This window comes from Haloarcula regularis (assembly GCF_029338315.1).
GTDB lineage: Archaea > Halobacteriota > Halobacteria > Halobacteriales > Haloarculaceae > Haloarcula > Haloarcula regularis.
The window spans coordinates 1856503-1880663 of the sequence record NZ_CP119794.1 but is presented as its reverse complement, the minus strand read 5'-3'; the positions used below and the strand labels follow the sequence as shown (position 1 = coordinate 1880663).

General features: G+C 68.7%; 31 protein-coding genes and 3 pseudogenes. 19 read left to right on the top strand and 15 right to left on the bottom strand.

Features of this window, described 5'->3' with window-relative positions:
* Positions 1-22 precede the first annotated feature (22 nt).
* The 5 genes from P1N55_RS10170 to P1N55_RS10150 all read left to right on the top strand — a co-directional run bounded on the left by P1N55_RS10170 (position 23) and on the right by P1N55_RS10150 (position 6069).
* The gene (locus P1N55_RS10170) at positions 23-1483 is read left to right on the top strand and encodes a single-stranded-DNA-specific exonuclease RecJ (protein WP_276275522.1); all 1461 of its coding nucleotides are present in this window, start codon (positions 23-25) and stop codon (positions 1481-1483) included.
* Between the two features lie 75 nt (positions 1484-1558).
* A complete protein-coding gene (locus tag P1N55_RS10165) occupies positions 1559-1792 on the top strand; it encodes a hypothetical protein (protein ID WP_276275521.1) in 234 nt (77 codons plus the stop codon).
* Positions 1793-1838: 46 nt separating this feature from the next.
* Positions 1839-2159, top strand: a complete 321-nt coding sequence (locus P1N55_RS10160) for a DUF5783 family protein (RefSeq protein WP_276275520.1) — start codon at positions 1839-1841, stop codon at positions 2157-2159.
* Between the two features lie 62 nt (positions 2160-2221).
* On the top strand, positions 2222-4198 hold the full coding sequence (locus P1N55_RS10155) for a heme-binding protein (protein ID WP_276275519.1): 1977 nt from the start codon (positions 2222-2224) through the stop codon (positions 4196-4198).
* A gap of 143 nt (positions 4199-4341) precedes the next feature.
* Positions 4342-6069: a sensor histidine kinase gene (locus P1N55_RS10150; protein ID WP_276275518.1), complete on the top strand. Its 1728-nt coding sequence runs from the start codon at positions 4342-4344 to the stop codon at positions 6067-6069.
* Positions 6070-6097: 28 nt separating this feature from the next.
* Here P1N55_RS10150 and sufU read toward each other — a convergent pair whose 3' ends face one another.
* The 6 genes from sufU to P1N55_RS10120 form a co-directional block, all read right to left on the bottom strand.
* Positions 6098-6526, bottom strand: a complete 429-nt coding sequence (sufU, locus tag P1N55_RS10145; RefSeq protein WP_276275517.1) for a Fe-S cluster assembly sulfur transfer protein SufU — start codon at positions 6524-6526, stop codon at positions 6098-6100.
* A gap of 90 nt (positions 6527-6616) precedes the next feature.
* Entirely contained in the window at positions 6617-7864 is a 1248-nt protein-coding gene (locus tag P1N55_RS10140) for an aminotransferase class V-fold PLP-dependent enzyme (RefSeq protein WP_276275516.1), read from the bottom strand.
* Between the two features lie 68 nt (positions 7865-7932).
* The gene (locus tag P1N55_RS10135) at positions 7933-8385 is read right to left on the bottom strand and encodes a hypothetical protein (RefSeq protein WP_276275515.1); all 453 of its coding nucleotides are present in this window, start codon (positions 8383-8385) and stop codon (positions 7933-7935) included.
* 111 nt (positions 8386-8496) lie between these two features.
* Entirely contained in the window at positions 8497-8787 is a 291-nt protein-coding gene (locus P1N55_RS10130) for a DUF424 domain-containing protein (protein WP_276275514.1), read from the bottom strand.
* A complete protein-coding gene (locus tag P1N55_RS10125) occupies positions 8784-9515 on the bottom strand; it encodes a tetratricopeptide repeat protein (protein WP_276275513.1) in 732 nt (243 codons plus the stop codon). The genes P1N55_RS10130 and P1N55_RS10125 overlap by 4 nt, the downstream gene beginning before the upstream one ends.
* A 45-nt stretch (positions 9516-9560) precedes the next feature.
* The gene (locus P1N55_RS10120; RefSeq protein WP_276275512.1) at positions 9561-9770 is read right to left on the bottom strand and encodes a hypothetical protein; all 210 of its coding nucleotides are present in this window, start codon (positions 9768-9770) and stop codon (positions 9561-9563) included.
* Positions 9771-9850: 80 nt separating this feature from the next.
* Between P1N55_RS10120 and thpR the strand changes: the two genes are divergently transcribed.
* Positions 9851-10414: an RNA 2',3'-cyclic phosphodiesterase gene (thpR, locus tag P1N55_RS10115; protein WP_276275511.1), complete on the top strand. Its 564-nt coding sequence runs from the start codon at positions 9851-9853 to the stop codon at positions 10412-10414.
* Here thpR and P1N55_RS10110 read toward each other — a convergent pair.
* The gene (locus P1N55_RS10110) at positions 10411-10689 is read right to left on the bottom strand and encodes a hypothetical protein (RefSeq protein ID WP_276275510.1); all 279 of its coding nucleotides are present in this window, start codon (positions 10687-10689) and stop codon (positions 10411-10413) included. The two genes, thpR and P1N55_RS10110, sit on opposite strands and share 4 nt — an antisense overlap.
* 163 nt (positions 10690-10852) lie before the next feature.
* Here P1N55_RS10110 and P1N55_RS10105 point away from each other — a divergent pair, with 163 nt between their 5' ends.
* Positions 10853-11665, top strand: coding sequence for a ZIP family metal transporter (locus tag P1N55_RS10105; RefSeq protein WP_276275509.1), 813 nt, complete (start codon positions 10853-10855; stop codon positions 11663-11665).
* On the opposite strand, the gene P1N55_RS10100 is transcribed toward P1N55_RS10105, so the two are convergent.
* Positions 11662-12090: a hypothetical protein gene (locus P1N55_RS10100; RefSeq protein ID WP_276275508.1), complete on the bottom strand. Its 429-nt coding sequence runs from the start codon at positions 12088-12090 to the stop codon at positions 11662-11664. The genes P1N55_RS10105 and P1N55_RS10100 overlap by 4 nt on opposite strands.
* Positions 12091-12326: 236 nt before the next feature.
* On the opposite strand from P1N55_RS10100, the gene P1N55_RS10095 reads away from it, so the two are divergent.
* From P1N55_RS10095 to P1N55_RS10085, 3 genes are read left to right on the top strand one after another with little or no spacing between them, the layout of a single operon-like run.
* Positions 12327-12479, top strand: a complete 153-nt coding sequence (locus P1N55_RS10095; RefSeq protein WP_276275507.1) for a 50S ribosomal protein L39e — start codon at positions 12327-12329, stop codon at positions 12477-12479.
* Complete coding sequence (locus P1N55_RS10090; RefSeq protein WP_276275506.1) at positions 12479-12757, top strand: 50S ribosomal protein L31e; 279 nt, start codon at positions 12479-12481, stop codon at positions 12755-12757. Before P1N55_RS10095 ends, P1N55_RS10090 begins: the two co-directional genes overlap by 1 nt.
* A gap of 2 nt (positions 12758-12759) precedes the next feature.
* Positions 12760-13422, top strand: coding sequence for a translation initiation factor IF-6 (locus P1N55_RS10085; protein ID WP_276275505.1), 663 nt, complete (start codon positions 12760-12762; stop codon positions 13420-13422).
* Between the two features lie 82 nt (positions 13423-13504).
* On the opposite strand, the gene P1N55_RS10080 is transcribed toward P1N55_RS10085, so the two are convergent.
* Both P1N55_RS10080 and P1N55_RS10075 read right to left on the bottom strand, forming a co-directional pair.
* Complete coding sequence (locus P1N55_RS10080) at positions 13505-13669, bottom strand: hypothetical protein (RefSeq protein WP_276275504.1); 165 nt, start codon at positions 13667-13669, stop codon at positions 13505-13507.
* 39 nt (positions 13670-13708) lie between these two features.
* Positions 13709-14068, bottom strand: a complete 360-nt coding sequence (locus P1N55_RS10075; RefSeq protein WP_276275503.1) for a DUF5658 family protein — start codon at positions 14066-14068, stop codon at positions 13709-13711.
* Positions 14069-14192: 124 nt separating this feature from the next.
* Between P1N55_RS10075 and rpl18a the strand changes: the two genes are divergently transcribed.
* The 3 genes and pseudogenes from rpl18a (at position 14193) to ftsY (ending at position 15994) form a co-directional block, all read left to right on the top strand.
* The gene (gene rpl18a / locus P1N55_RS10070) at positions 14193-14366 is read left to right on the top strand and encodes a 50S ribosomal protein L18Ae (RefSeq protein WP_276275502.1); all 174 of its coding nucleotides are present in this window, start codon (positions 14193-14195) and stop codon (positions 14364-14366) included.
* Entirely contained in the window at positions 14363-14824 is a 462-nt protein-coding gene (gene pfdA / locus P1N55_RS10065; protein WP_276275501.1) for a prefoldin subunit alpha, read from the top strand. Before rpl18a ends, pfdA begins: the two co-directional genes overlap by 4 nt.
* Positions 14825-14834: 10 nt before the next feature.
* Positions 14835-15994: pseudogene (gene ftsY / locus P1N55_RS10060) on the top strand (signal recognition particle-docking protein FtsY).
* 39 nt (positions 15995-16033) lie between these two features.
* Here ftsY and P1N55_RS10055 read toward each other — a convergent pair.
* The 4 genes from P1N55_RS10055 to P1N55_RS10040 all read right to left on the bottom strand — a co-directional run bounded on the left by P1N55_RS10055 (position 16034) and on the right by P1N55_RS10040 (position 18380).
* Positions 16034-16684, bottom strand: coding sequence for a bifunctional 4-hydroxy-2-oxoglutarate aldolase/2-dehydro-3-deoxy-phosphogluconate aldolase (locus tag P1N55_RS10055; protein WP_276275500.1), 651 nt, complete (start codon positions 16682-16684; stop codon positions 16034-16036).
* Positions 16685-16719: 35 nt separating this feature from the next.
* Entirely contained in the window at positions 16720-17001 is a 282-nt protein-coding gene (locus tag P1N55_RS10050) for a hypothetical protein (protein WP_276275499.1), read from the bottom strand.
* A 66-nt stretch (positions 17002-17067) separates the two neighbouring features.
* On the bottom strand, positions 17068-17442 hold the full coding sequence (locus P1N55_RS10045; RefSeq protein WP_276275498.1) for a cupin domain-containing protein: 375 nt from the start codon (positions 17440-17442) through the stop codon (positions 17068-17070).
* A gap of 29 nt (positions 17443-17471) precedes the next feature.
* Positions 17472-18380 carry an AEC family transporter gene (locus tag P1N55_RS10040; protein ID WP_276275497.1) on the bottom strand — a complete coding sequence of 303 codons (909 nt, stop codon included), beginning with the start codon at positions 18378-18380 and terminating at the stop codon, positions 17472-17474.
* 94 nt (positions 18381-18474) lie between these two features.
* Here P1N55_RS10040 and P1N55_RS10035 point away from each other — a divergent pair.
* From P1N55_RS10035 to P1N55_RS10010, 6 genes and pseudogenes are all read left to right on the top strand, one after another.
* Positions 18475-19880: pseudogene (locus tag P1N55_RS10035) on the top strand (signal recognition particle protein Srp54).
* A gap of 53 nt (positions 19881-19933) precedes the next feature.
* Positions 19934-20239 (top strand): annotated as a pseudogene (locus P1N55_RS10030) (hemerythrin domain-containing protein); the annotation flags it as partial.
* Positions 20240-20440: 201 nt separating this feature from the next.
* Positions 20441-20845, top strand: a complete 405-nt coding sequence (locus P1N55_RS10025) for a universal stress protein (RefSeq protein ID WP_276275495.1) — start codon at positions 20441-20443, stop codon at positions 20843-20845.
* A gap of 114 nt (positions 20846-20959) precedes the next feature.
* Complete coding sequence (locus tag P1N55_RS10020) at positions 20960-21538, top strand: magnesium transporter (protein ID WP_276275494.1); 579 nt, start codon at positions 20960-20962, stop codon at positions 21536-21538.
* A 40-nt stretch (positions 21539-21578) separates the two neighbouring features.
* Complete coding sequence (locus tag P1N55_RS10015) at positions 21579-22106, top strand: magnesium transporter (RefSeq protein ID WP_379690094.1); 528 nt, start codon at positions 21579-21581, stop codon at positions 22104-22106.
* A gap of 51 nt (positions 22107-22157) precedes the next feature.
* Positions 22158-23213, top strand: a complete 1056-nt coding sequence (locus P1N55_RS10010; RefSeq protein WP_276275492.1) for a nucleoside recognition protein — start codon at positions 22158-22160, stop codon at positions 23211-23213.
* Here P1N55_RS10010 and P1N55_RS10005 read toward each other — a convergent pair whose 3' ends face one another.
* Positions 23214-24107: a CBS domain-containing protein gene (locus P1N55_RS10005; RefSeq protein WP_276275491.1), complete on the bottom strand. Its 894-nt coding sequence runs from the start codon at positions 24105-24107 to the stop codon at positions 23214-23216.
* Positions 24108-24161 lie beyond the last annotated feature (54 nt).

Sequence of the window (24161 nt, the reverse complement as noted above, 5' to 3'; positions counted from 1 at the left end):
CCGGACGGTCCTACCCCGGGCTATGAGCGCCCCCGTCCCCGACCTCGCCGACCGCGCCGACGCCTGCGCCCAGCGCCTGCGGTCGGCCGACCGCGTCCTGCTGGCCTCGCACATCGACGCCGACGGGCTGACCAGCGCGGGCGTCGCGACGACGGCGCTCGAACGGGCCGGGATTCCGGTCGAGACGGTCTTCAAGAAGCAACTCGACGCGGCGGAGATCGGGAGCATCGCCGCTTGCGAGCACGACACCGTCCTTTTCACCGACTTCGGGTCGGGCCAGCTCGACGTCATCTCGGAACACGTCGCGGCGGGCGACTTCGAGGCGCTCGTCGCGGATCACCACCAGCCGGCCGACCCCGAGGATTGCCACCCCGACGTCGTGAGCGACAGCGACGGGTACGCCGACTTCGCGTGGCACCTGAACCCGCTGCTCGAGGGTATCAACGGGGCGTCGGAGCTCTCTGGGGCGGGGGCGGCCTACGTCCTCGCGCGCGCACTGGAACCCGAGGGCGGCGACAACCGTGACCTCGCGGCCCTCGCGGTCGTCGGCGCGGTCGGCGACATGCAGGCCGTGGGCGGCGAGCTCGTCGGCGCGAACGCCGGCATCGTCGACGAGGGCGTGGCGGCCGCCATCCTCGAGGAGGGGACCGACCTCTCGCTGTACGGCAAGCAGACCCGCCCGCTCCCGAAACTGCTCGAGTACGCCACCGAGGTCCCCATCCCCGGCATCTCCGGCGACCAGGCCGGCGCGACGCGGTTCCTGCAGGACCTGGGCCTGGACCTGAAACGCGACGGCGAGTGGCGCACCTGGGCGGACCTCACCGACGACGAACGCCAGACCATCGCCAGCGCGCTCGTCAAGCGGGCCGTCCAGCGCGGGGTCCCCGCCGACAAGATCGACACGCTCGTCGGGACCACCTACACGCTGACGGCCGAACCCACCGGCACGGAACTCCGCGACGCCAGCGAGTTCTCGACGCTGCTGAACGCCACCGCCCGCTACGAGCGGGCCGACGTCGGCCTCGCTGTCTGTCTCGGCGACCGCGAGGGTCCCCTCGAACGGGCCCGGTCCCTGCTCGCGAACCACCGGCGGAACCTCTCGGAGGGACTCGATCTCGTGAAACGGCAGGGCGTCACGCAGGCCGGCTCGGTCCAGTGGTTCGACGCCGGCGACGAGATCCGCGAGACCATCGTCGGCATCGTCGCGGGGATGGCGCTGGGCACCGACGGCGTCGACGCCGACAAGCCAATCCTCGCGTTCGCCAGCACCGGTGAGGGCGAGACGAAGGTCTCCTCGCGCGCGACCGGTCCGCTCGTCGGCCGCGGCGTCGACCTCTCGGTCGTGATGCACGAGGCCTCGCAGGCAGTCGGCGGCGACGGCGGCGGCCACGACATCGCCGCCGGCGCGACCATCCCCGAGGGCGAGGAAGAGGCCTTCGTCGAGGCCGCCGACGCTATCATCGCTGCGCAACTGGGTGCCTAGGGCCCGCCGACCGCCGGCTGGAGTGTCCGTATACTGGCAACAAGAGTTATCCCGTCCGATACCGGACCTCCTGCAATGGACTCCCGGGACACGTTCGACCTGGCGCTGGTCGTCGTCGCCGGCCTCCTCGCGTACACGGAGACCTTCGGCTTCGTCGACCCGCGGGCGACCATCTGGGAGCTCGTCGCCATCCTCCTGAACCTGGACGTCCGGGTCTACCTGCTCGTGGGCGGCATCTTCGGGGCCGCCTTCGTCACCTACCTCGTCGTCTACCTCCCCCAGAAGGACGCCCGTGCAGTCAAGCCCTAGCCCGGAGTCGGGCCATCTTTATTCCCGGCCACCCTTGCCCCGGCCAATGACCGACTTCGATCCCGAGAAGTTCGAAGACAAGTACGCCAATTACTTCCCGGAACTGCAGAAGGCCTACAAGCAGGCCTTCGAGACGATGAACGACGCCTACGACTCCGAGCTCGTCCACGCCATCGACCAGCAGATCCTCAACGAGTCCGAGCCATTCTACGAGGACGGCGAGTTCCGCGTCGAACTGCCGGAGAACCCGACCGACCGGATCACGGCCATCATCGTCGACGACGAGAAGCTCGAGGCCGTCCTCGAGCGGTACGTCGAGGAGATCGAGGGCGAGCTCCGGTCCGTCTTCGGCCTCGAGGAGGCGTAGGCCGGTTCCCGTCGGGCGGGAATATGGGAAGGTTCCTTACCGTCGGCCCGTAATCCCGGGACATGGAGCAACGCAAGCCCCCGGCCACGGAGGAGGGGTGGTACGTGCTGCACGACTGCCGAAGTATCGACTGGGACGCCTGGCGGGAGGCCCCCTCGCGGGTCCGGGACCGCGCGCTCTCGGAGGGCATCGACTTCCTCTCGGCCTACGAGGCCGTCGAAGACGCCGACGAGGGTCAGACGGCCGTCTACACGGTGCTTGGCCACAAGGCCGACATCATGATCGTCCACCTGCGGCCGACGATGGCCGACCTGGACGCCGCCGAGCGCCACTTCGAGCAGACGGAGTTCGCCGCGTTCACCGACCGGAAGTTCTCCTACGTCTCGGTCACCGAGGCCTCTGGCTACACGGAGAAGTCCCGCGAGTACTTCGAGGGCGGGGTCGACGACGACTCCGGACTGGCTCAGTACATCCAGGCCCGCCTGCACCCCGACGTGCCCGACGACGAGTTCGTCTGTTTCTACCCGATGAGCAAGCGCCGCCAGCCCGACCAGAACTGGTACGACACCAGCTTCGAGGAGCGGGCGGCCCACATCAAGCGCCACGGCGACATCGGCCGTGGCTACGGGGGCGACGTGAACCAGATGATCTGTGGCTCCATCGGCTTCGACGACTGGGAGTGGGGTATCACGCTGTGGAGCGACGAGATGGAACACATCAAGGAGCTGCTGACCGAGATGCGATTCGACCCCTCGACCTCTCAGTTCGCCGAGTTCGGCCCGTTCTACGTCGGCCGGCGCTTCGAACCGGGGGACCTGCCGGCGGTCCTGGCCGGCCAGCGGACCCCGACGGACGCGGGGCAGGGTCGCCCCGAAGCGGTCAGTGAGCAGGCCCACGAGGCGGCGGCCGGTCACCCGGAGACCGCGACCGGCGACGCCCAGGCCGGCGGCGACACGGACACCCACGGTGGCGCCCACCCCGGCAGCGCGAGCGAGGGCGACCACCCCCACGGTGAGGGCCGCGACGCCGACGAAGGCGACGCCGACGCCGCCGAGGACACCGATCACGGCGGCGGCCGCCCCGACGTCTCGGGCGACTTCGAGCGCGTCGACGACGCCGTCCAGCGCGTGGGCCGACTCGGCCTCGAGGCGGGCGAGGACTACGACGCGGGCGACTTCGGGCTCGTGTACCACTCCGAGACGGACGCCGAGGAGCTCGTCGAAGACGTCGAGGACCTCGCTTCCAGCTTCGACCACTACGACCGCCACGTCGAGACCACCGTCCGCGCCCAGAGCGGCCAGACCTACGTCGTCAGCATCTGGACGGCCGAGGAGGCCGCCGAGACGGCGGCTGGCTTCCTGAGCGACCTCGACGGCGTCACCGAGCAGTTCGGCGGGCCGCTGGGCGAGGCCAGCGAGGACGACGCGGACCAGGAGCAGGCGGCCGCGGCCTCCTCGGCGTCGATCCGCGCACAGCTCGAGACCGAGGGCGTCTACGCCGGCCAGCCCCACGGCGAGGACGTCTACGCGCTGGTGGTCTACTCGTCGGCCGACCCCGAGACGCTGGACAGCGAGGTAGCCGACCTCCGGGCGGCCTTCGACCGCTACGACACGCACGTCCGGACGACCGTCTACGAGGACCCGGACTCGGATACCGTCGCTATCGCCTCGCTGTGGGACACCGAGGACGCTGCCCAGACCGCCAGCGGCTACCTCACCGACCTCCCCGAGGTCGAGGGGCGCCACGGCGAGGGCGACGGTTTCGGCACGATGGGGATGTTCTACACGGTCAAACCCGAGTACCGCGAGGACTTCGTCGAGAAGTTCGACACCGTCGGCGGCCTGCTCGCGGACATGGAGGGCCACCGAGAGACGGCGCTGCTTTCCAACCGCGCCGACGAGAACGACATGTTCATCGCCAGCCAGTGGGACTCGAAGGAGGACGCGATGGCCTTCTTCCGCTCGGACGCGTTCTCGGACACCGTCTCGTGGGGTCGCGACGTACTGGCAGACCGGCCGCGACACGTCTTCTTGGCCTGAGCGGGCGCGAGCGGTCGTCTCGCTGACGCCGCTCTCGGGATGGGCCGCCGGTCCCGGCACGCTTGCGGACGCACCGCGTCCGGTTTTCTCAGGTGATAACGGGCACCGAATAGTAATATCCGCGCCCCGACGAGCTTCGCTCGATGAACCCGGCCGTCCCCGTGAGTGTGCTCCTCGCCGTCCTGGTCGGGGTCGCCGCCCTCGCGAGCTACGGGTTCGCGTGGTACTCGTGGCAGCGGACGGGCCACCCGGTCTCGAACCGGTTCGCGGTGCTCATGGCCGCCGACGGGTCGTGGGCCCTCTTCGCCTTTCTGGAGCTGGTCAGCCCGACAGACGCCGTCGCGCTTCTGTGGAGCGCACCACTCGCGCTGGCCGCGTCGCTGGCTGCGGTCTTCTGGTTCCTCTTTGTCGTCGCGTACACCGGTGACAGTGCGTGGGTTCCCGACGTCGTGGCGCCGCTGTTGGTCGGGGAGGGCGTCCTCTACGGCGTCGTCTACGCGCTCAATCCCGGCGACCTGGCCTACGCCGCGGCCGGCGTCGCGCGGTTCGGCGTCCTCCGCGTCCCGTACATCGACTTGGGACCGCTCGTCCTCGCTCAGCTGCTCTTCATCTACGCGCTGTTGGTCCTGACCTTCGTCCTGCTCGGACGGTTCTTCGTCGTGACCCGGAACCTCTACCGCAAGCAGACGGGCATCATCTTCGCGGTGACGCTGCTGGTGGCGCTGGCGAACGTCGCGTTCTTCGTCGGCCTGACGCCCCACCCCAGACTGGACCTGACGCCGGTGTTCTTCGTCGTACAGGCCCTCGGCGTCGGCTTCGCGCTGTACCGCTACGACTTCCTCGAGGTCGCGCCGCTGGCGACCGACGTCCTCCTCGAGGAGATGGGCGATCCGGTCTTCGTCATCGACGTCGAGCGGACCCTGGTCGACTGGAACGAGGCCGCCAGCCGGTACGTGCCGGACGTCGCGAACCCCACGCTCGCGGCCGTCGCGAACGACGACTCGATGGTCTGGTCGGCCGCGATAGACGGTCTGGACGAGGTCATCGTCGCCGACGAGTCCGGGACGACGGTGACAGACTCCGAGGTCACGACGACCCGCCGCGACGGCGACGCGCTGCACTCCGTGACCTTCGACGTCAGGACGACCGACATCACCGACCGGTACGGCGTCGTCCGCGGGAGCGTGGTCGTGTTGCGCGACGTCACCGAGCGCCGGGAGCGCGAGCAGGTACTGGAGTCACAGAACGAACGCCTGGAGGAGTTTACCGGCATCGTCAGCCACGACCTCCGGAACCCGCTGCAGGTCATCGACGGGAAGCTGACGCTCGCCCGCGAGACCGGCGACCTCTCGCACCTCGAGGACGCCGCCGATGCCGTCGCACAGATGGAGCAGTTGATAGACGACCTCCTGCGGCTGGCCAGCCAGGGCGAGAGCATCGACGAGAAACGCCCCGTCAGTCTCGACGCGTGCAGTCGGGCCGCGTGGGACCGGCTCGACACCGCTGGGGCGACGCTGCGGGCCGAGTCGGAACTGTCGGTCCTCGCCGACCGGGACCGCCTCACGCAGGCCCTCGAGAACCTGTTTCGCAACGCCGTCGAACACGGCGGCCCCGAGGTCACCGTCACCGTCGGCGCCTCCCAGGATGGCTTCTACGTCGCCGACGACGGCCCGGGCATCCCCGCGGACGAACGGGCCGAGGTCTTCGAGTTCGGGCGGACGCACGCCGACGACGGGACCGGCATCGGCCTGGCCATCGTCGACCGTATCGTCGAGGCCCACAACTGGACCATCGCCGTCGGCGAGAGTACGCAGGGCGGCGCCCGTTTCGACGTCACGCCGGCTCGGACGGGGCTGTTACACGCAGACTAAGGGCGTTCCGTCGCGGCGCCGACGGACCTCACTCGTCGGCTTCGGTGCTCGACTTGTCCAGGTCCTTCTCGCCGAAGTAGATGTCGGCGCCGTCCTGTGCGACCTTCTCGGCCAGGACCGCACACTTGATTCGCATCGGCGAGATGTCGACGCCCAGCATGTCGACGACGTCGTCGCGGTCCAGCTCGGCCAGTTCCTCGACGGTCATCCCCTGGAGTTTCTGTGTGAGCATCGACGCCGACGCCTGGGAGATGGCACAGCCGTCCCCGCGGAAGGCCACCCGTTCGATGACCTCCTCCTCGTCGTCCAAGACGACGTCCATGGTGATCTCGTCGCCACACATCGGGTTCTCGCCCACGTGGGTAAAGGTCGCGTCCTCCAGTTCCCCGTAGTTGCGCGGGTTCTTGTAGTGGTCGAGAATCTGCTGTCTGTACATGTCTGAGCCGCCGATACCCATAATCGGACTAGCGTACGGTCGTGGCTCGGAAAAGCGTTCCGAGGGAGCGCTTCGCACGCGCTGGCCGCCGGCGACTGCCCGTGGCTCCGGTCAGGCGAACAGTTGCCTCGCGTCGTCGATCGCGGCGACGAGCTTGTCGACCTCCTCGCGCGTGTTGTAGACGTAGAAGGACGCGCGGGCGGAGGCAGCCACGCCGAGCTTGTCGTGGAGCGGCTGGGTGCAGTGGTCGCCGGCCCGGATGGCCACCGCCGAGTCGTTCAGGATCGAGGAGAGGTCGTGGGCGTGGACCGACTCTAAGTTGAACGCGACCAGGCCGCCGCGTTCGGTGCCCGCCGGCGGGCCGTAGGTCTCGACGTCGCCCGTGGCTTCGAGCTGTTCGAGGGCGTACTGGGCGAGGTCGTTCTCGTGGCGGCGGACCCTGTCCATCCCGATGTCGTCGAGGTAGTCACAGGCCTCGGCGAGCGCGATGCCCTGACAGATGGGGGGTGTGCCGGCCTCGAACTTCCAGGGGAGGTCGTTCCAGGTGGCGTCCTCGTAGGTGACCTTCTTGATCATCTCGCCGCCGTAGAGGTACGGCTCCATCTCCGCTAAGATGTGTTTCTTGCCGTAGAGGACGCCGATGCCGGTCGGTCCCATCATCTTGTGGCCGGAGAACGCGAGGAAGTCGGCGTCGATGGCCTCGACGTCGACGGGACGGGTGGGCACCGACTGGGCGCCGTCGACGAACATGTAGGCGCCGTGGTCGTGGGCGATGTCAGCCAGTTCGGAGACGGGATTGATGGTCCCGAGCGTGTTCGAGACGTGGACGGCGCTGACCATCTGCGTGTCGTCGGTGATACACTCGCGGGCGTGGTCCATGTCGAGCGTGCCGTCGTCCTCGATGCGGATGTACTTGCAGGTCGCGCCGGTGCGCTTTGCGATCTGTTGCCAGGTCACGAGCGAGGCGTGGTGTTCCATCTCGGTCAGTACCACCTCGTCCTCGGGGCCGAGCTCGTTGAGCCCCCAGGCGTAGGCGACGAGGTTCTCGCTCTCGGTGGTGTTCTTGGTGAAGACGATCTCCTCGCGACCGCCCGAGGCGCCGACGAACTCGGCGACCCGGTCGTGGGCCTCCTCGTAGGCGATGGAGGCCTCCTGGCTCAGCTGGTGGAGCCCGCGGTGGACGTTGGCGTTGGTGGTCCGGTAGTAGTCCGCGATGCACTCGACGACCGGCTCGGGGGTCTGACTCGTCGCCCCGTTGTCCAGGTAGACCAGTCGCTGGCCGTCGAACTCGCGCTGGAGGATGGGGAAGTCCTCGCGTATGCGCTCGACGTCGAGCAGCGTGGATTCGGAGTGTCCCATTGGTTCGACACTGGGGCTGGACGGGCAACTTTCCTTCGGTTCGCCTAAACCTCGAGGCTGTCGCGGGGCTACCGCACCGACTCGTCCCGACCGCCCGCGTCGGCGGCTTCCGGAGGCGCTAGCCCCAGCAGGCGATTGTCCCAGACCAGGTCCGCGACGACGTGGGCGTACAGCACCACCGCGGTGAACACCGCGAGCGGTTCGCTGACGATCCAGAGCCCGCCCACCAGCGCGCCGCCGATGACGTGGTGGCTCAGCAAGCGCTGGAGGGGCGTGAGGTCGCCAGGGTCAAAGATCTCGTCCTGTGCCAGGACGACGAGCCGGGGGTTCCGGAGACAGCGCCCCACCGCCGTCCACTCGCCGGTCGTGAGGCGGGCCACCACGAAGTGATCGAGGTCTATGGCGACGCCGACGACGACGGCGTAGGCCACCGCCACGGGCCAGGTAACCGGGAGCGGGAGCGCCACCGTCCCGAGGAGGGCGACGACGACCGTGACGAGCGCGTGGTCGCGCGAGTACATACCGTCACCTGGGAGCGGGGGCCCGATAAGTGTCGGCGGCCGTGACTCTGCTGGCCACGGGGCTCGCGGTGGCGGCTGTCTCCCGGCGGCGCGCGAACGGCTCTGACCCGGCTAGAGCCAGAGCAGCTGGGCGTGGCGGGTCCCGGCCACGTCCAGGACGTTCTCCTCGTCGACGAAGCCGTGCTCGACGGCGACGTCGACGGCCTGTTCGCCGACGATGTTGGCGACGCTACAGCGCGCGAGGCTGTCGACGACGGTCTGCTCGTCGACCTCGTCGCCGCCGTAGAAGGCCTCGTCGACGGTCAGCGTCACCGGGCCGTCCTCGAACGTCTCGCCCATGACGTCCGGGTCACAGACAGAGACCAGCAGCCCCTCGTTCGTCTCGCGTTCGTTGAGGATCATTCCAGCAGCTGCTCTTCGGCGTTCTGTCGCATCTCGTCGACCTCCTCGGCCAGCTCTTCGGCGCGGTCGTACTCGCCCAGTTCCTCGAGCGCGCGGGCCTTCTCCTCGAGTATCTCGGCGTTCCGGAAGCCAAGGCGGATGGCGTTGTCGAAGGCGTCGACGGCGTCTTCCGCGAGGCCGCGCTCGAGCAGGAAGAAGCCGCGGTTGTACCAGGCCTGGCCGAACCGTGGGTCGATCTCGACGGCGCGCTCGGCGTGTTCCAGCGCCTGCTCGGAGCGCCCTGACTCCCACAGGGCGTACGCGAGGTTCGTCTCGGCTGTCGCCGCGTGGTCCGACCGCTCCTCCATCGAGAGCGCCTCCTGGAACGCGCCGATAGCGGCGTCCCACTCTTCGAGTTCGGCGTGAGCGACGCCCTTGTTGGTCCAGGCCTCCTGTTCGAGGCGCTCCTCGTCGGTGTAGCGCGCGACGCGCTCGAAGGTCTCGGCGGCCTGTTCGTGGCGGTTGATCTGCATGTACTCCAGGCCGACCTCGAGCAGCTGGTCGGCGTCGACCTCGTCGGACGGGACGTTGTGGCGGTCGAGCAGGTCGGTGAGGACCCGCGAGTCGACCGGGTCGACCTTGTCGGTGTCGACCTCGAACTCCGGGGGCTCGAGGTCGAACCCCTCGTAGGGGTCGCCAAAGCCCTGGCCCTCGGAGAACGTGTGGTCTTCGGGGTCGTTGTCGGTCATAGCCATCGATTGTCGGCCAGCGGGGTTAAGGGCTACGTCACGGGCTCAGTGGTCAGCGGCGGACTCGTCGTCGGCCGCCCACTCGGGGACGAAGACGAAACTGGCGGCCAGATACCCGAGCGCGCCGACTGAGAGTGCGGCGCCGACCGGCGACATCGTCGACCCGGCCAGAGCGGTGATGACCAGCCCGAGCGCCGTCACGACGACGGCGGTGCAACGACGGACTGTACGGCGGAGGCGGGCAGCGTCGTCCATACCGGTGGCTGTGTCGCGACGGGAGTAAACCCTGGGGGTCACCACCCACGACGAAGTGGCCGGGCCGCGTACCCGGTCGCATGGGCAAGCGACTGTTCGTCAGCGTCGACCTCGACGGCCTCGAAGACGCCGTCGCGGCGGTTCAGGAGCGGTTCGCGGACGCCAGCGGGATCCGGCCGAGCGACCCGGCACAGGCCCACGTCACGGTGAAGTTCCTCGGCGACACCGACCCGAACCGGGTCGACGACCTGGTGACAGCACTGGAGGGCGCGGTCGCAGACAGCGACGTCGGCCCGTTCGAGGCTCACTTCGGCGGGCTAGGGGTCTTCCCCTCACTCGAGTACATCAGCGTCGTCTGGGTCGGCGTCCGCGAGGGCCACGGCGACGCCGAGTTGACGGCACTCCACGAGGCCGTCGAGGCGCGGACGGTGGCGATGGGGTTCGACCCGGAGGACCACGAGTTCACGCCCCACGCCACAGTCGCGCGAATGGACCACGCCGGCGGCAAAGAGCTGGTCCAGGACGTCGTTCGCGATGCGGACCCCGACGTCGGCCGGCTCGCCGTAGAGGAGCTGCGACTGACCGAGAGCGTCCTCACCGACGCGGGCCCGGCGTATCGGACGCTCGCGTCCGTCCCGCTCTAGCGCCGCGGACCCATCCCGACACGTGGCGGCGACCCGGGGAGCAGGCGCGTGACCTGCCACTCCGTCCTCTCTGCGTCCAGTGGCACCATGTCGACGCGCACCGTGTTCCCCGGGCCCCTGACCTGCAGTTTCTCGCGGACCACGTCGTCGGCGAAGTCCACGACGTGGTGGCGCTCCCCGGTCCGGTCGTCGATGAGCGTGAGTTTGACGTCCGGGTCTCCAGACGAGTCGATGATGTAAGTTTCGGTAGTTTCTGGCGCTTTTGCACTCGACATATACTGAAAATATTGGTTTCTATGCATAAACGTTGTCGTCTAGGCAGTGAAACACGACTGTACTGTATAAGGTGTATTAATCGACGCCCGGCCGGCCTTTAGGGTCGCCAAAATCTCTCGGGAATGTGACAATTCTTATGTCCCCCACCGGCCTAGGCCCGTTATGGTCGTCCTCGAGCACGTCGTGTTCGTCTTCCTGGCCGGACTGCTGACGGCGCTGGCGACGGGACTCGGGGCAGTGCCGTTCTTCCTGGTCGAGGAGTTCTCCGACCGGTGGAACGTCCTGCTGTGGGGGCTCGCGTCGGGAATCATGGTCGCCGCCTCGCTCTTTGGCCTCGTGCGCGAGGGACTGGCGTACGGCTCGCCGATACTCCTCGTCCCGGGGATGCTCGCCGGCGTCGTCCTGGTCGTCGTCGGCCACCGGGTCATCGACGGCGTCGACCACGGCCCGAAGAAGTACGAGCAGGCCGACTTCAAGAAGCTCCTGCTCATCCTGGGCGTGCTGACGGTCCACAGCTTCCCGGAGGGGGTTGCCGTCGGCGTCTCCTTTGCCGAGCTCGGCCTCGGGACGCCCTCGCCCGGGGCGGCCGTCGCCGTCGCCGGGACGACGGTTCCCCTCCTCGCGGTGTTCATGACCGTCGCCATCTCCATCCACAACGTCCCCGAGGGAACGGCCATCGCCATTCCCCTCCGATCGCTGGGCATAAGCGAGTGGCGCATGGTCTGGTGGGCCGTCTTCTCCTCGCTCCCCCAGCCGCTGGGCGCGGTCATCGCCTACTACTTCGTGACGCTGGCCAAGGAGTTCCTCCCCTTCGGTTTCGGGTTCGCAGCGGGCGCGATGGTGTATCTCGTGTTCACGGAGTTCGTCCCGGAGGCCCTGGAGTACGGCGCCGACCTCCCCAGCGGCGGGTGGCGCGAACTCACCGTCGGGGGGACGGTGGGCGTCCTCGCGATGGTCCCGCTCGCGTTCGTCTAGAAGGGCAGCCGGTCGCGGATGATCGTGAGATCGACGAAGGCCGTGAGCGCCTCGCCGAACTCGTCGACGCGCGTCTCCATCCGGTAGTTCGAGTGGTCGACCACGAAGTAGTACGGCCCCGTGGCTTCGAGCGGTTCGCGGGCCCCGCCGTCGTCCGTCGACGCCTCGTAGAGGTCGCCGCCGTCTTTCGGGAGCGCCGTCTGGCTGTACTCCGGATTGGCCGGCGGCGTCTCCGTCGGCTCCCGCCCCTGGATGTAGGCCTTGTACTGTTCGAACGCCGCCTCGTCGGTGAAAAAGTACACGTCGAACGGCTGCTGGGCCCGGACGATGTACCGGAGTGCGCCCCCCGGGTCCGAGACGTCGGGGATGCCCGTCTCCATCCAGGCCCTGCCGGGGTCGACGTGGACGTCCTGCTGGACGGACACCACCACCTCGCCCCCGGTCCCGAGACACCCCGTCCCGGCGGTCGCCAGCCCTGCCCACCGTCCGTAACACCGACCGACGGTTCATCGACTGTAACTCGGCCGGAATAATACTTAATTCCACGCTCGAAATTATAGTCGGTGATAACGCGCCGTGTGGCCGACGTGGATGGGTCAGGCCCCGACGCGGCCCCGAAAAGGAAGGAATTTAAGTCACGGTGCGAAAGGGACAGGATACCATGAGTAAGAAGTCGAAAGCCAAGAAGAAGCGACTGGCGAAGCTGGAGAACCAGAACAGTCGCGTCCCGGCCTGGGTCATGCTCAAGACGGACCGCGAGGTGCAGCGCAACCCCAAGCGACGCCACTGGCGGCGCAGCGACACTGACGAATAATGAGCGCGAGTGATTTCGAGGAGCGCGTCATCACGATCCCGCTCCGTGACGTCCGCGCCGAACCGAAGCACCAGCGCGCCGACAAGGCGATGCGCCTGATCCGCGCCCACCTCGCGAAGCACTTCTCGGTCGACGAGAGTGCGGTCCGCATTGACCCCTCCATCAACGAGGCGACGTGGGCCCGCGGCCGTGCGAACGTCCCGAGCAAGCTCCGCGTCCGGGCGGCCCGCTTCGAGGAAGACGGCGAGGCCACCGTCGAAGCCGAGACGGCAGAGTAACGTTGCTTCGCGCGGCTTTCTCCGGGTCGTCGTACGTCGGCGTCTTCGCCCGTGCGACCGACGACTGCGTGCTGGTCCGCCCCGACGTAGACGAATCGCTGCGCGAGGACGTAGCCGAGGAACTGGAGGTCCCCGTCGTTCCGACGACCATCGGCCAGTCCGGCACCGTCGGCGCGCTGGCGACGGGCAACGCGAACGGCCTGTTGGTCACGTCACGCGTACGCGAGACCGAGATCGAGCGCATCCGGGAGGTCGTGGACCTGCCCGTGACCGAACTGCCGGGTCGAATCAACGCGGCCGGGAACGTCGTCTGCTGTAACGACACCGGCGCCTACGTCCATCCGGATCTCTCCCGCGAGGCGGTCCAGGCCGTCCGCGACGGCCTCGACGTCGAGGTCGAACGGGGCGTCATCGGCGGCGTCAACACCGTCGGCACCGCGGCCGTCGCGACCAACAACGGCGTCCTCTGTCACCCGAAGGCGACCGACGGCGAACTCGACGCCTTAGAGGACGTGCTCGGTGTCCCCGCCGACATCGGGACCGTCAACTACGGCGGGCCGCTCGTGGGGTCGGGCCTGGTCGCCAACGACTACGGCTACGTCTGTGGCTCGGACACCTCCGGGCCGGAACTGGGCCGTATCGACGCGGCGCTGGGGTACATCTAGGCGCTCGCCCCGTCCATTCTCTTCGCTGACCCTCTCTCGCCGTCGCTGGACTCCCGAGCCCCGGGCGAGACGCTCACCGTGCTCAGGACGGGTGCTGGTGACTCAACCGCTCGCCGACGACGCCCGGGACGGGGGTCCCGCAGTCGGTGCACTTCCACGTCCGGGAGGTACCGCGCGACTCCTTGGTGAGGTCCTGTCTGAACCTGAGCGTCGCGCCACAGACACAGCGGTGGGTGGCCGGGCTCATAGTCGCTCTACGGTCGGCGGGTGCAAAACGTTCGCCCGCTCAGAGCGTCGCCAGGGTCACGGCGTTGGCCGCGACGACGAGCAGCGATACCCACGCGAACACCGACAGCACGATGGTCGCGTACCGGTCGGGCAGGGCGGCCCACAGGAGGACGACCACGACCAGCGCGCTGAACTTCAGCAGACCGATGCCCGGCGCTCCGTAGGTGGTGATGAAGGCCCGCGCGACGGCGTTGCCCTCCCTGAGCCCCAGGCCGAGGCCGACGATGGTGGTCACGATGTCGAACATCGAGGCGAGGATGACGACGGACCAGAGGACGGCGTGGGACAGCGAGAGGTGGCGCTCGACCATCCACGCCCACTTCGACCCCACCGCCTCGGGGAGTGTATCGGCTGACACGGCTCTTGCCCAGTCGACGGCCGGGGGGCTGATAAAACGATCCACCGGTGCGTGGTACCGGTACACACGCCGCGAAAGCCGCCGAAGGGGAAGATACTTCCCTCTCGTGCACCCACCGATGGGTATGAGCACGTACACAGTTCGCGGACGATTCCCGGCCCGCGACGGGCCCCAGGAGTTCGAGACGGAGGTAGACGCGCCCAACGAGAACGTCGCCGAGGAGCGTATCTTCAGCCTGCTCGGCTCCCAGCACAACCTCAAGCGTACCCAGATCGAGATCGACGAGGTGGCAGCATGATGGGCGGCGGTGGCGGCGGTGGCCAGATGCAGCAGGTCGCACAGGAGATCGAGCAGATGGAGCAGGAAGTCGAGGCCATCGACGAGGAGATCGAGAACCTCCGGCAGAAACAGACCGACATCGACGAGGCCATCGAGGCCATCGAGACCCTGGAGTCCGGGTCGACGGTCCAGGTCCCGGTCGGCGGCGACGCCTACATCCGCGCGACCATCGAGGACATCGACGAGGTCGTCGTCTCGCTTGGCGGTGGCTACTCCGCCGAGCGCGAACAGGACGGCGCCATCAGCACGCTCGAGACCAAGCAGGAGACGCTGGACGACCACATCAGCGACCTCCAGTCCGAGAAGGCCGAAGTCGAGACCGAGATGGAGAAGCTCGAACAGCAGGCCCAGCAGATGCAGCAACAGCAGATGCAGCAGATGATGCAACAGCAGGAAGAACAGCAGGGCGACGAGTAAGCAGGCGCCGATGTTCGACGGACTGAAAGACAAACTCAGCGGGTTCACCAGCGACGTCGAGGAAGACGTCGACGAGGAGGCGGCCGCCGAGGCCGACGAGCAGGCACCCGACGGTGAGGCCACGGACAGCGACGCCGAGGGAGTGACCGACGAGACCCCCGGCCCGGACGCGCCGGTCGAGGCCGACGCTGCCGCGCCCGACGCGGACACCGGGACGGACGTCGACGCTGACGAGTCGCCCTCCGAGGAGGCGGCGGACGCCCCCGAGGAGTCCGAGGACACGAGCGGCCGGAGTCTCACCCAGAAGGCCAAGATCATGGCCACGGGCAAGACCGTCATCGATGAGGCGGACCTCCAGAAGCACCTCGACGACCTGGAACTCGCCTTGCTGTCCAGCGACGTCGAGATGGGCGTCGCCCAGGAGATCCTCGAGGGCGTCAAGGAGAACCTCACCGGGCAGACCCGTCGGCGGCTCTCGAGTACGGGCAACCTCGTCAGGACGCGCTGCGCGAGGCGCTGTACGACGTCATCAGCGTCGGCCAGTTCGACTTCGACGAGCGGGTCGCCGCCGCCGACAAGCCCGTCGTCATCGTCTTCACCGGCGTCAACGGCGTCGGCAAGACGACCACCATCGCCAAGCTGGCGCAGTACTTCGAGGACCGCGGGCTCTCGACGGTGCTGGCCAACGGCGACACCTTCCGCGCCGGCGCGAACGAGCAACTCCAGAAGCACGCCGACAACCTCGAGAAGAAGCTCATCTCCCACGAGCAGGGCTCGGACCCGACGGCGGTCATCTACGACGCCGTCGAGTACGCGAAGGCCAACGACGTCGACGTCGTACTCGGGGATACGGCCGGTCGGCTCCACACCAACGACGGCCTGATGGACCAACTCGAGAAGATCGACCGCAACATCGACCCCGACATGACGCTGTTCGTCGACGAGGCCGTCGCCGGGCAAGACGCGGTCAACCGCGCCCGCGAGTTCAACGAGGCAGCCGCCATCGACGGGGCCGTCCTGACGAAGGCCGACGCCGACCCGCAGGGCGGCGCGGCCATCTCGGTGGCCCACGTCACCGGCAAGCCCATCCTCTTTCTGGGGACGGGCCAGGACTACGACGACCTGGAGGCCTTCGAGCCCGAGGAGATCGTCGACCGCCTGTTCGACTGACTCGCTTCTCGCCGCGGCTTTCCCCGCCGAGGAGCCGCGCTATTCGCGCGCAGCCTCGACGGCTTCGACGAACTCGGCGGCGCTCTCGCGCACGCCGTCCATATCGTCGTTCTCGATGGCCTCGTAGTCGACGAGCGCAGAGCCCGCCCCGACCGCGACGGCGCCGGCCTCGAAGTAGTCGGCCACGTTGTCCACCGAGACGCCGCCGGTCGGCATTATCGGGATGTCACCGAGCGGGCCCTGCAGCGCGCCGATGTGGCTCGGGCCGACGGTCTTCGCCGGGAACATCTTCAGGATGTCCGCGCCGGCCTCCATCGCCTGGGCGGCCTCCGTCGGCGTCATCACGCCCGGCACGCAGACGACGCCCGCGCGGTTGCAGACGTCGACGACGTCTTCGTTCAGGTTCGGCGCCAGCACGAACTCCGCGCCGGCCTCGATGACGTTGCGCGCGGCGGCGGCGTCCATGACGGTGCCCGCGCCGATGACCGCGTCGGTGTCCTCGAGTTCCCTGTCGACGGCCGCGATCATGTCCGAACACCGCTTGGCGTCGGCGGTGAGTTCGAGCGCGCGGACCCCGCCCTCGTGGATGGCCCGGGCCACGTCGACCATCTGGTCCTCGGGGATGCCACGGAGGACTGCCGTGACGCCGCTGTCTACGAGTGCCTGCTGGACGTCCTGTTTTCTCGTCATGACTGACGGTGCGAGCGGCGGGGAGAAAAAACGTGCTACTCTGTGCGTGTGTCGTCCGACCCCGCCGTCGGGTGGCCGTCGGGGTCGGGCGCGGACGACTCCGGGAGCAGGTCGTCGATGAGGGTCACGGCCGCCGCGAGCGCGACCACGCCGCCGGCGACGCCCGTCAGCGCGAACAGGAGGCCGTCCTGGTAGCCGGTGACCACGTTCCCGATGTTGGCGAGCGCGACGAGGCCGACGCCGAGCGCGAACGCGACGACGCAGAGCCAGCGGCGGACGGAGCGGAGGGCTGCGTCATCGGCTGTGTCGGAGGGCATGCCCGCCGGTTCCGGGCCGTCGCACATCAGTCCACTGCATCCAGTCGGGTGGGACGCGCCCGGCGGTCACTCCCCGGGGTCGTACGGGAGTGCGATGTCCGTCTTCGGGGCGCCGACGCCGAGCACTTTCACAGACTCGTCGGCGTCGTCGGGAGTGTAGGCCAGGTGCGGGCTCTCCGGCTCGGCCACGAACACCTCGCCAGCGGGGACAACGTACTCGCCGTCGGGCGTCTCGACGTGGAGGGTCCCCGAGAGCACGTAGAACAGCTCCTCGCGCCGTTCGTGGTAGTGGTAGGTCCTGGGCAGTTGCTCGCCGGGGGCCATCTCGTAGGTGGCCGCGTGCAGAACAGCAAGCTCGGCGGCGTCCGAGATGCCGCGGCGGTCACAGGGGTAGTCCACCGTCTCCGGGAGGTCGTCGGGGTCGAGGTGGTGGTAGGCCATACCGGACGTGGGGCCGCCCCATCGCAAACCTACCCCAGCAGCCACGCCAAAAGCGAGAGGGTCCCCAGCGAGACCAGCGTCGAGGCGAAGACGTTCATCGACGCGGCGGCCACGTCCCCGCCCAGTTCCGTCGCGTAGACGTACGTCGCGACCGCGGTGGGCGTCCCAAGCATCAGCACGCTCGCGGCCAGCGCCGTCGGCCCGAGCCCCAGCGCCGAGTAGACGACGTAGCCCAGAGCGGGCATCCAGACGATCTTCAGCGCGACGACGCTCCCTGCATCACGGAGCCGCGACTCGGGCAGGTCGGTGTCGAGCGTCCCGCCGATACAGACCAGCGCCAGCGGGAGCGCGAGGTCCGCGACAGTGGTGAGGGTGCCGTCGACGGCCGACGGGATGCCGACGCCGGAAAGCGAGGCGACGACGCCCGCGGCGAGCGACAGGAGGATGGGGTTCGTGGCGACGCTCCGGAGTTCGCCCGCGACCGACGCCGCCACGCCGTTGGTCCGGACCAGCGTGAGGACGGTGATCGGGGTCTGTGTGAGCACCCCGATACCGAGGACGACGCTGGCGACCGCCGTCGCCTCGCCACCCAGCGTCGCGGCGACGAGCGGCACGCCGAGGAATCCGAGATTGCCGTGGTACGACTGGATGATGGCGACGCTCCGTCGACCGTCGTCGTCTGTCCGCCGGTGGAGGAGCCACGCCGCGAGCACCGTCGCGCCGACGACGGCCCAGAAGCCGACGACGAGCGCCGGCGAGACCAGCTCGCCCAGCGACTGGTCGTACGTCGAAGAGACGATGAGCGCCGGCAGGGCGACGTAGAACGCGCCCGCCGTCAGCCAGTTGATGTGGCGCTCCTCGAGGACGCCGACGCGGCGCACGCCGACGCCGAGCGCCAGGAAGGCGAGCATGTAGAGGAACTGCCCGAGGACGCCCATACGCGAGCCAGACGGCAGACGGGTATGTCGCTTTCGGCATCCGCTGTCCGGCGACGACAAGCCTTTACCGCCCCCGCCGCGTACCGACTGGCAAATGGTACTCGACGATCTCGGCAGTTCGCTCCGCGGGACCCTCGACAACCTCCGGGGGAGTCCCGCATCTCAGAGGAGGACGTCGAGGACGTCGTCCGGGAGATCCAGCGCTCCCTGCTTCAGGCCGACGTCGACGTCTCGCTCGTCCAGGACCTCTCGAAGAGCATCAAGTCACGGGCCCTCGACGAGGACCCACCGGCCGGCACCTCGCCGCGAGACTGGGTCCTGCGCATCGTCTACGAGGAACTGGTCGACCTGGTCGGGGAGTCGACGGACCTGCCCCTGGAGGAACAGACCATCATGCTCGCCGGCCTCTACGGGTCGGGGAAGACCACGACGGCCGCGAAGATGGCGTGGTGGTTCTCGACGAAGGGCCTCCACCCGGCTATCATCCAGACCGACACGGACCGCCCCGGCGCCTACGACCAGGCCAAGCAGATGGCCGACAACGCCGAGGTCGACTTCTACGGCGACCCGGACGCCGACGACCCCGTGAAGATCGCCCGCGAGGGGCTGGAGGCGACGAAAGAGGCCGACGTCCGCATCGTCGACACCGCCGGTCGAGACGGGCTCAACGAGGAGCTCATCGAGCAGATCGAGCGCATCGAGAGCGAGGTGAACCCGGACCGGAACCTCCTGGTCTTGGACGCCGCGATGGGCCAGAGCGCAAAGAGCCAGGCCGCCGACTTCGAGGCGGCCATCGGCATCGACGGCGTGGTCATCACCAAGCTCGACGGGACGGCGAAAGGTGGGGGCGCGCTGGCCGCCGTCAACGAGACGGACTCGACTATTGCCTTCCTCGGCTCGGGGGAGACGGTCAAGGACATCGAGCGCTTCGAGCCCAGCGGATTCATCTCGCGCCTGCTCGGGATGGGCGATCTGAAGCAGTTGACCGAGCGCGTCGAGCGTGCGATGACCGAGACCCAGGAGGAAGACGAGGACTGGGACCCCGAGGACATGATGGACGGGCCCTTCACCCTCCACGACATGCGAAAGCAGATGCAGACGATGAACAAGATGGGGCCGCTCGATCAGGTGCTGGACATGATTCCCGGCCTGGGCGGTGGGCTGATGGACCAGCTGCCCGACGACGCGATGGACGTCACCCAGGAGCGGATGGTCGACTTCGAGGTCATCATGGACTCGATGACCGAGGAGGAACTCGAGAACCCCCGGGTGGTCGGCCAGTCCCGCACCGAGCGCATCGCCCGCGGGTCGGGCAAGCCCGAGGAACGCGTCCGTGAGCTACTCCAGCAGCACAAGCAGATGGAGCAGATGTTAAAGCAGTTCCAGGGCATGGGCGACGGCGACATGGAGCGGATGATGAAACAGATGCAGAAGGGCGGTGGCGGCGGCATGGGCGGTATGGGCGGCATGGGCGGCGGTGGCGGGCCGTTCGGCGACTGATCGCGGGCCCGGCAGGGGTTTCACCCGCTGGGAATCGGGTCGGCGTTTTTGCATTCGAATTGCTGAACGACCCCTACGTCGCCGTCGATGAGGGTCACTCCGAGGACGCCGTCGGCGACGTCCTGCGGGAGCTGGAGCGGTACACCGGGTACCACTTCGGCGACGAGGAGGAGTTCATGCAGGACTGCGGGTACGCGATGGACTGTGCGGACTGCTTCTACGACCACCGGGAGATGCACGCGGAGTTCGCCGAGACCGTCCGCGAGTTCCGCGAGAAACACGAGGCGGGCGAGCCGATCACCGTCGACGTCCTCGAGTTCGCCAGGGACTGGCTGGACTCTCACATCGCCGGAAGCGACGTCGCGGCGAGCACGACCAGAGGCGAGTGGTATCCGACCGGCGACTACGGCGCGTTCGACGCCGAGGGGCGCCTGCACCGCGCCGGCGGCGGCTGAGCCCGTCCACGTGGGGTGGCGCCACCGCGGCCGAGGGGGTCGAGCGTTCTCACCGCGTGAGACTGGCCCACAGTATTTTCATCCCGCTCCGTTTATCCCTCGGATATGTACGAAATCGTCGTCGGCATCGACCGTGACGAGACACGTGCGCGAGCACAGGCCACCGAACTCACGAGTCTGCCACTTGATACCGAGTCCGTCCAGGTCACACTGGTCCACGACTTCGAGCAGAACCGCGAGGGGGCGTTCGTCACGCAGATCGCGTCGGTCCGTCGGGCGAAGGAAATCCTCGAAGACGCCGGCATCGACGTCTCTCTCGAAGGCACCAGCGGGGACCCGGGGGCGGCCATCCGCCAGATCGCCGACGACCGGGACGCGGACCTGATCGTCCTCGCCGGCCGCAAGCGGTCGCCGGCCGGCAAGGCGCTGTTCGGGAGCGTCACGCAGGACGTCATCCTCGGGACCGACCGCTCGGTACTGGTCGTCAGCAGCGAGCGAGACGAGGACTGAGCGCGCCGGCCCTGACAGCGTCCGGTCGCGGTCCCGTAACTGCGGTGCTGGCACGCACGGCCCGCTGTCGGGCCTTCGGTCCCTTTTTGCGACTGCGCTCGGATGCTGTCGGTAATGACCGTCCGCGAGGTCGCCGCCGAGGCCTATCGGGAGTCCGCTCCGGTGCTGGTCCTCAGCGCGGTCGGTGGTCTCTTCGCGGGCGTCGTCCTCGGGGGGATGGACGCCGAACTCGAGCGAGTGGCCGGCCTGCTGGTGCTCGTGCCCGCGCTGCTGGCGACCCGCGGGAACGTCTACGGGTCGCTCGGCGGACGCCTCGGGTCGGCGCTCCACCAGGGGCTGGTCGACCCGACGCTCTCGCTCGAGGACGAGCGCGTCAACGCGGCCGTCGCGGCGTCGCTTGCAAACGGTGTGCTCGTCAGCATGCTGTCGGCGGTGCTCGCCGTGGGACTGCTCACCGCGCTGGGCCGGCCGTCGGCGCCGCTGGCGACGCTGGTCGCTATCGCCCTGCTCGCCGGCGTCGTCTCGGGGCTCGTCCTGACCGTTGCCGTCGTCTCCGTGGTCTTCGTCGGCTACCGGCGGGGCCTGAACCCCGACACGCTCGCGGGCCCGGTGGTGACGACGACGGGCGACGTGGTCGGCGTCGCGACGCTGCTGGTCGCGACCCGCATCGTCCTGGCGCTGGGGGGTGGCTGAGGTGGCGGTCTACGAGGCCCAGTGGTCGGTCCGGGGCATCATGCAGCGCATGCTCCCCGTGCTGGTGGTGCTGACGTCTATCGAACTCGGGAGCGGTATCGTCCTCGATACGTTCGAGTCGACGCTGCTGCAGTACCCCACGCTGCTCGTCCTCGTGCCCGTCACCATCGGGATGGCGGGCAACCTCGGGAGCATCCTGGCCGCGCGCCTCTCGACGGCGGTCCACCTCGGTATCGTCTCGTTTCACCCTACTGACGACCGGCTCGCGGGCAACGCCGTGGCGACGGTGGCGCTGGCGCTGACCGTCTTCCCGCTGGTCGGCGCGGGCGCGTGGGCACTCCAGGCGCTCGTGGGCGGGGTCCGCCTCCCGTTCCTGACCGTCGTCGTCGTCGCGACGGCGAGCGGCCTCGTGCTGGCGGCGCTCGCGGTCGTCGTCACGGCGGTGACGGCCTACGCCGCCTACCGGTTCGAGCTGGACCCCGACGACGTCGTCATCCCGGTCGTCACCAACGTCAGCGACGTGCTCGGCGTGCTGGTGCTCTTTGGCGTCGTCCGGGTGCTCGTCTAATATCGGGCGGGCATCGACGGACATTTGCCGGTCACCGCCCGAGTGCCGACCGTGCAGACCGTGGCTCCCGTCCTCGCTACGACACCGCTCGCCGACGTCCTCGTGACCGTCGCCGACCGGGTGCTTCGCATCGTGGTCTTTCTCTCGCTGGGGGTCTTCCTCGCGAACCTCGCGGTCGCTTTCGGCCTCGTCGAGCGCATCGCGGCGGTCTCGCGGTACCTCACCGACCCGGCGAACCTCCCCGACGAGGTGGGCACCGCCATCTTGACGACGACGGCCTCGACGACCGCAGGCTACGGCATGCTGGCGGACTTCCGGGAGTCGGGCGTCCTCGACGACCGCGCGACGCTGGTCGCGGTGACGATAAACACCTTCTTCGGCTTCGCCCAGCACATCGTGACCTTCTACGCCCCGGTCCTCATCCCCATCCTGGGCCTCGAGGTCGGCGTGCTCTACGTCGCGACCCGGGGGCTGGTCGCGCTGGCGATAACGCTGACCGGCATCGTCGCCGGCGCGGTCTTGCTCGACGGGTCGACACGCCGCGGGGCGGACCTTGACGCCAGCACCGACGGCGGGCAGGCCGACGACGCCAGCGCCCACCCCGCTGGCGGCGACGACCGGCCCGAGACACGCGAGGCCGCCGTCCGGGAGGCCTACGGCCAGACGCTGGACCGGGTCCGGGACATCCTCCCGCGACTGGTCGCCATCTACGTCGTGGTCTCGCTGCTGGTCGCCTACTCCGAGGAACTGCTCGCGCTGCTCGGCCCGGGCGGGGCGAGTGTCACCGCCACCGCCGACGCGCTCGCCGGGTCGCTCGGCCTGCCCGGCGCGGCCGCGCCCGTCGTCGCCGCCTACGCGCTGGATACGACCTCGGGCGCGGCCGTCATCGCGCCGCTCATCACCGACGGCACCTTCACCGCGCGGACCGCGGTGGCGACCATGCTGGTGGGCGGCATCGTCTCCTTTGCCGTCTCGACGTTCAAGCGCTCCATCCCGTTCCAGTACGGCATCTGGGGCCGGGAGTTCGGGACGAAGGTCATCGTCGTCAACACCGGCCTGAAGATCGTCTGGATCGCCGCGGCGCTCGTCGTCCTGCTCGGTCTGTGATCACCGCGTCTCGGGGATGGGGTCCGAGATGACGACGGCCTCGCCCTCGAGGACGGCCTCGCCGTCGGCGCCGTCGACGGCCGTCGTCAGACGGAACCGGTCGTCCTTGATGCGCTCGACGACCTCACAGTGGGCGGTGACCCGCTCCCCGATGTCGACGGGCGCGCGGTAGCTGAGCTCCTGGGAGATGTAGATGATGAGCCCCGGCAGGCGGGCCAGCGCGGCGCTGATGAGCCCCGAGACCAGCGTGCCGTGGACGATGCGGCGGCCAAAGCGGGTCCCCTCGGCGAACTCGGCGTCCAGGTGGAGGCGGTTGGTGTCGCCGCTGACCTCGGCGAACTGCTCGACGTCGTCCTCGGTGAGGGTCTTGCTGAAGCGCACGTGGTCGCCGACGTCGATGCCGTCCTCGACGCCGTAGCTCTCGAAGGTCCAGTCGTCGTCCTCGTAGAGGGTGTCTGGGCGCGTGAACCGCTTGCGCTGGTGGGGGAGGTCTGGCGCCGGCGTCGGGTGGGCCAGCTGGGGGATGTAGTTCGAGAGGTCCGTCGTCGTCACGATGCCGACCAGGACGCCGTCGTCGACGACGGGCAACTTCTTGATGCCGTGGGACCGCAACCGTTCGACGGCGGCCTCGATGCTCGCGTCCGGGCGTATCGTCACGAGCGTCTGTGACATCACGTCGCCGGCGGTCAGCGCCGTCGCGTCGCCCCCCTCGGCCGTGACGGCGACGACGTCGCTCTCGGTGACGATACCGACGGGCTCGCCGTCCGCCTCGACGACGAGCGAACCGATGCCCTCGTCGCGCAGCAGGCTCGCCGCCGCCGCGATGGTCGTGTCTCTCGTGGCGGTTCGTGCGGGCGCTGTCATCACGTCGCGGACTGGCAGTGGGACGAGCATCCTGCGTCGAACTACCGGTCCAAGTGACATAATCTCCCGTCAGGTTTGTGGTCC